At 66.8% G+C, this 6,897-nt stretch carries 2 protein-coding genes; both read left to right on the top strand.

The window, feature by feature from the left end; translation table 11 throughout:
* A partial coding sequence (locus ACTHLF_RS21405; protein ID WP_440330284.1) for an autotransporter outer membrane beta-barrel domain-containing protein occupies positions 1-999 on the top strand: 999 nt, incomplete at its 5' end.
* Between the two features lie 321 nt (positions 1,000-1,320).
* A complete protein-coding gene (locus ACTHLF_RS21400) occupies positions 1,321-6,768 on the top strand; it encodes an autotransporter outer membrane beta-barrel domain-containing protein (RefSeq protein WP_440330283.1) in 5,448 nt (1,815 codons plus the stop codon).
* The last annotated feature ends 129 nt before the right edge of the window (positions 6,769-6,897 follow it).

Genomic DNA, 6,897 nt, shown 5'->3' with positions numbered 1-6,897 from the left:
CCGTTGGCCGAAGCCGACGCACGCCCCGCCGTGGTGCCACAGGTGCCGGCAGCCATCGTCTCTCCCTCCGCACTGGCTTTCTATGGCTACCGTGCGATCGACAACCTGCATCGCCGCCTGGGTGAGGTCCGCGATATCGACGGCATGGATGAGGGGCTGGGCGGCGAAACCTTCGTGCGTACGTTTGGCGGCGACTACCACGTCTCATCGAACCGGTCGTTCCGCGATTACGGCTACGACTACGACATCGAGACCCACGCCGTCCAGGTCGGCGCAAACATCTTCGACTTCACGGCGGACCGCTTCACGCTGCGCGCCGGCGTGGCGTACACGCACGGCACCACGCGGCTGGACCCGAAAGCCGCCGACGGCTACAGCCATGCGAAGCTCTACAGCAACTCCATCGCGGCGCTGGTCACGCTGCAGTGGGCCAACGGCCTTTACCTCGACCTGATCGCTTCGGGCGATCGCCACGCCGGCTACATCGATACGCTGCGAGCCAAGGATGCCTCGCGCGTGCGCGGCTCGGGCTGGAGCGGTTCGGCGGAGGCGGGCTATCCCTTCCATTTCGACGGCGGATGGGAACTCGAGCCGCAGCTGCAACTGGTCCGCCAGCACATCGGCCTCGACAACGGCGTGGATGTGGACCATGTGACGACGCGATTCGACGCGTTCGAGCAGACGATCGGTCGCGCGGGACTGCGCTTCGATCGCACGTGGAATACGGACGCAGGCAGCCAGTTCACGCCTTACGCGAGGGTGAACTACATCAAGGGCTGGGGTGGCGTATCGAACGTGAACGTGGGCGCGGAGGGGTACGCCTTCTCCGATCGGTTCACCGGTGGCAAGTTCGGACAGATGATGGAGGTGGGGCTCGGCGGTACATGGGCGTGGCGCAACAAGCTTGCCGTGTACGGCGAGGCCGACTGGCAGAACAAGATAGGCAACGCGGGTGCGCGTGGCTGGGGAGCGAATGTGGGAGTGCGCTGGAGTTTCTGATGGCCTGAACGGGCTTCAATCACTTGTGGGAGCGCCCCTGCGCGCGATGGGACTTGCGGCAAGCACCCATCGCGCGCAAGCGCGCTCCCACAACGCGACTGGATGTAGCGAATCCGTCACTTTCGACAAATCCTTCATTGCCGAATCCGTATACACGTATTCGGAGGCGGTTTTTGCAACCCTTTGTTGCTGGCCGCTGCTCTGCACGGTAGCCATGGGCATCGGGTGGGGTGGAGTGAGGGGGGCTCGCTCATCCGGGCTTGTGCGTGCCCGTGCGTCAAAGCCGCTCCGGACGGCGGCTTAAACGGGAAACCCTACAACATGAAGACCTGTTCCACGCCTGCCTCCCGCCCGGCTCCAGGCGCCCGCCGCCGCGCGGTGCTGTTCCTCGCCATCGCCGCATCGCTCGCTGCTTCCGTACCAGGCGTGCATGCACAGACCACGACCGTCCCCAACTACAACCCGCGCGACAACGACGGCGAAGTGGGTGTCACAGTCGTCCCCACCGGCACCACGGTGAACCTCGTGGGCAATGCGGGCCAGTTCGAACAGGGCCTCGCCGGTAACCAGCCGACCACGCTCCAGGCCCTGTACGACAAGGGCCGCATCCAGAACGGATCGGAGCAATGGATCGGCAAGCCGCGCCTCAACCCCGGTCCGCAGAACCAGGGCATCACGGTGCGCGACCCGATCACGGGGACCAACCGCGTGGTTTCCGTGTACAACTCGACGAATTTCAACGACCTCGCGCCGGTGACGTACCAGACGCAGGTACCTGATATCGTCAACGTCGGCGATAACCAGTACATCGACATGCGCATCGGCCAGGTAGGCAGTGGCGGCGGGACGCTCAACGTCGCGCTCGGTGATGCCGGTGCGGCCAGCAATAGCGCGAACAACGGCGTGACCCTTGCCGCGAAGCAGAGCACCTTGTTCGCCGCCGACGGTACCGGTACGGCGGCGAGCACGGTCAACTGGAACTCGAACAATCGCTTCACCTTCGTGGGCGACCAGAATCCGGCGACCACACAGGGTTACGCGGTTGGCTACATCTCGCAGTATGGCGGTACGTTCAACGTCACCGACCGCAACGGCGTGACCACCTCGCACACGGTGACGAACGCGGCCCAGCTCAGGGATTACAACGCGTTCCTTATCGCGGGGATCCAGAAGGGCTCGATCGACTACACGCAGTACAGCAACCTGTTCAACCAGGCCTATACGTACAGCAACCAGAGCATCACCTACGGCATCACTGCGGATGACCAGCAGGATGGCTTCCAGCCCGTGGGCCAACGCGTAGTCATGGGCCTCGATGGCCCGAACGCACGCGGCGTCGTCGCGGCGGGGGCCACGCTGGAAGGGGTGAATACCAACGGCGGACTGATACGCGCGACGCGCGGCGCCGTCGTGCGGGTGCGTGGCACGATCGCTACCGCGGGCAATAGCGGCGACCGGACGGCGGTCGAGCTGATCGGCGCGCGCGGCAGCAGCTCCGGCGTGATCAACGGCGGCTTCTTCGGCGGATCGCCGACCCAGCCCACGACGTACGGCATGAACATCGTCGATGCCAGCGATGGCAGCACGTTCACGAACAACAGTGCAGGCATCATCAACGCGGCCCTGGGTACGGTGAATGGGGCTGGCCCGACCAACGCGATCCGGCTCGGGCCCACGTCGACGGCTACCAACAATGGCACGGTCAACCTTGCCGTCACCGGCTCGAAGTCGAACGGCTCGATCAACGGTGTCTACATCAATACGCCGACGTCGACCTTCACCAACGGCGCCACGGGCCTGATCTACCTCGGCCGCGGCGCGCAGGCCAGCACGGCGGACCAGCCCGCGGACGTGGCGTTGAACCAGGCCTCGCTGAGCACCGGCATCAATGTCGCGACCGGTGGCACGGTCACCAACGCGGGCACGATCACCCTGGGCTCGCTCACGCAGAACGCGGCGGGCATCCTGGTAACGGGCGCGGGTGCCAACGTGAACAACGCGGGCACCATCAACGTGAACGGGCGCGCCTCCGCCGTGCCACGCGACACCTTCGGCATCTCCGTGGTGAACGCGGGAAGCACGGGGCCGGGCATCCGCAATACGGGCACCATCAACGTGGCCGGGGTCAACGGCATCGGCATCAAGGCGCTTTCGACGGGTGGCACCGCTTCGCTGGTGCACAGCACGGGTGTGATCAAAGTCTCGGGCGCCGCGGATCCGTCGAGCGGCACGAGCAACTACGGCGTGTGGACCGAAGGGCAGGGTACGGGCACGGCGACGGGCGACGTGCAGGGTGCGGTGAACCTCACCGGCACGGGCGCGATCGGCATCCATGCGCGCGGCCGCGCCACCGTCAACGTCGCGGCCGGCGCCGCGCCGACGTTCGCGAACGGCACGGACCAGATCGGGTTCTTCGCGTACGGCAACAACGCGCACATCAACGTAGCCAGCGGATCGAACCTCGACGTGTCGACCCAGCGCTCCACGTTGTTCCGCCTGGACAGTGGCGCGGATTTTGATGGCACGGGTCTCACGGGCACGGTTTCGGGCCCGCAGGCCGTGGGCATCCTTGGTTCCGGCACGGGCTCCGTGCTCGATACGAAGAACGCGCGCATCGCCGTCACCGGCGCGGGCGCGCAAGGGGTTGTCGCCGAGGGCGGTGCCACGGCGACGATCGATGCGGCAACGACGATGACACTCACGGGCGACGGCGCAATCGGCGGCGTGGCGGACGGCCAGAAACATGACCTCACCGGTGCGAGCGTCAATACCCCCCTGGCCACGACGAGCCTGACCAGCAACGCGAACATTGCGTCCGCGGCGAACGGCGTGACCGGCCTGCTAGCTCGCAACCGGGCCCAGCTCACGAATGCCGGCACGCTGGCCTTCACTGGGGCCGATACGACCGGCCTCGTCGTGGAATCCGGTGCCACGGCGAGTAACAGCGGCAGCGTCGATCTCAGCGGGCCGCGCGCAACCGGCGCCATCCTGCGTAGCGATGGCACGCTCGCCAATACCGGAAGCATCCATGTGGGGAATGGCACCGGCGTCCGTGTAGAGGGCGCGGGAACGCAGCGCCTCAATCCCGCCGGAACCATCGCCGTGGACGATGGCATCGCGGGCGTGCAATTGCTTTCCGGTGCCGGCCTGCAACTCGGCACTGGCGATTCAGCGATCACCACGAACGGGAGCGCGCATGGCGTGCTGCTCGATGCCGGTGCGACGTCATTGATCGCGCGCGGGACGACCATCGCCGCGTTGGGCACGGGCAATGCGATCGAGAATGCCGCCGACACGAGTGCGATCACCCTCGACCAGGCGGTGTTGCGAACGAATAACGGTGCCGGCCTCCGTACGGCGGTGGCGATCGACCCCGCGTCGTCGGCCACGCTCGATGTCGATGGCAGTGGTACCGGCTATGCGTTCCGTCGTGCCGACGGCAGCGCGACCACCGGCGATCTCGCCGTGGGAAGCGGTTTCACCATCAACGGCCGGGGCGCGGGAAGCACCGGCATCCAGGCACTCACGGACGGCGCGGTCGAGAGCGCGGCCACGGTGAATATCCTCGATGCCGCCGGCGGCTCGGCGCTGGTGGCGGGCACGGCGTCGTCCGTCACCAACGCGGGCACGCTCACCTCGGCGAGCAAGACCGCACCCGTGGTGGAGCTCGCCAATGGCAACGGCACCGCTTTCACCAACTCGGGTATCGTCACGGCCGCTTCGCCTTCGGCGCTTGCCGTGCGTGGCAGCGCGGGGAATGACACGGTGAGCCTCGGCGCGGGCGCCGTCACCGGCGAGATCATGACCGGGGAGGGCAGCGACACGTTCCAGTGGAGCGGCGGCACGCTGGCCGGCGGCCTCACGATGGGCAGCGGTGCAGGTAACCAGGCGACCCTCGGCAACGTCGATACGTCCTCGACCTACCACCTGCTGGCCGGCAACGGTGGGGGCAACGTACTGACGTTCGACGGCACCCAGGCACGCGGCGGTACGTTTGACGCCGATGACCTAGGGAAGGGCATTCGCATCGCCGGCTGGAATACGTTCAACCTGGCGCGCGGCGCGGGGTTCGAGCTCAGCGATAACCTGGTCCTCGCCGGCAGCGACGTCAATATCGATCCCACCTCTACGCTGTACGCCGGGAACGGCGTGCACCCGGTCATCTCGGCGGCCACGCCGGGCGCGGCAAACGTCAGCAACAGCGGGACCATCGACCTGACCAACGGCGCGGGCTCACCGGGCAACACCCTCACCGTGGACGGCAACTACACCGGTAACGCGGGCCGCGTGAAACTCGCCAGTACCCTGGATGCAGGCGGCCCGCTGGCCGCGCAATCGACCGACCGCTTGCTCGTGCAGGGCGATGCCAGCGGAGAGACCGTGCTCGACGTGGCACCTACCACGGTAGGCAAGGGCGCCCTGACGGACCTGAATCGCGATGGCCTCGTCGAGGCCGGGGAAGGCATCAGCCTCGTCCAGGTCGCCGGCGCCTCGGACGGCGGCGCGTTCCGGCTCAAGGGCGGCTACCTTGCCTACGGTCCGTACCAATACGGCTTGTACGCTTTCCAGCCCGGCTCGAGCGACGCGGCGCAACGCGTCGTCGGGGGTGCGACCAGCGGGAACACGTTCTGGGACTATCGCCTCGCCAACGTGCTGGTATGCAACGGCCCTTGCCCAGCGCCGACCACGGATACACCGGCACCGACGCCACCCGCGGGGACGCCGTATACGCCGCCCGTTCCAGCGGGCAGCGGCACGGGCATTCCCTCGCAGCCAGTGGCGGTTGAAACGCGGCCGGCGCTTGCGCCGCAGGTACAGGGTTATATCGCTGCACCGTCGGCGCTAGCGCTGTACGGCTACCGTTCGGTCGATAACCTGCACCGCCGGCTCGGCGAGACGCGCAACATGGATGACCTCGGCGAAGGCCTGGGCGGGGAAACCTTCGTTCGCACCTTCGGTGGCGATTACAAGGTGTCGACCAACCGTTCCTTCAGCGAGTTCGGCGCCGATTACGATGTCGACACCCGCGCCGTGCAGGTCGGCGCGAATATCTTCGCGCTGGACATGGACCGCTCGAGCCTGCGCGCCGGCGTGGCGTACACGCATGGCACCACGCGGCTCGACCCGAAAGCGCCCGATGGCTACAGCCATGCGAAGTTCGATACGAACACGGTCGCCATGTTCGTCACCTGGCAGCAGCAGAACGGCTTCTACATCGACGCCATCGCCCAGGGCGATCGCCACGTGGGCGATGTGGATACCGGCCGCACGAAAGGCACGGCGCGCATCCACGGCACCGGGTGGGAAGGCTCGGTGGAAGCGGGCTACCCGTTTCGGTTCGAGGGCGGATGGGAGCTTGAGCCGCAGCTGCAGCTCACCCGCCAGCACGTGGGCCTGCGCGACCAGGTCGATGTCGATGGCATCGCCACGCACTACGAATCGCTCGACCAGACGATCGGCCGCGCGGGGCTACGCCTCGACCGCACCTGGACGACCGCGGCCGGCAGCCGGTTCACGCCGTATGCCCGGGCGAACTACATCAAGGGCTGGGGCGGCTCGCCGAAGGTGGATGTCGGCGCGGAAGGTTTCGACGTCACCCAGCAGTTCACCGGCGGCAAGTTCGGCCAGATGATGGAAGTGGGCCTGGGCGGTACGTGGGCGTGGCGCAACCACGTGTCCGTATACGGCGAGGCCGACTGGCAGAACAAGATCGGCGATGCCGGCGCGCGTGGCTGGTCGGCGCACCTCGGCGTCCGCTGGGATTTCTGACCTTCTCGCGAAGAGCGTCGCCCACAAGGTGGGGTACGAACATTTTGTAGCGGTGACAAACCTGGCTTTGGTTGGAGCCCAAACCGTTGGCGACCCCCTTAACCGAAATTAAACACACGGCGGTACATA

Origin of the sequence: Luteibacter sp., assembly GCF_051958795.1 — a bacterium.
Taxonomy (GTDB): domain Bacteria; phylum Pseudomonadota; class Gammaproteobacteria; order Xanthomonadales; family Rhodanobacteraceae; genus Luteibacter.
This window is presented reverse-complemented; position numbering and strand designations above follow the sequence as displayed.

What these genes read in the sequence shown, in the direction of transcription:
- ACTHLF_RS21400 (WP_440330283.1), top strand. Translation starts at nt 1,321, where the DNA reads ATGAAGACCTGTTCCACGCCTGCCTCCCGCCCGGCTCCAGGCGCCCGC.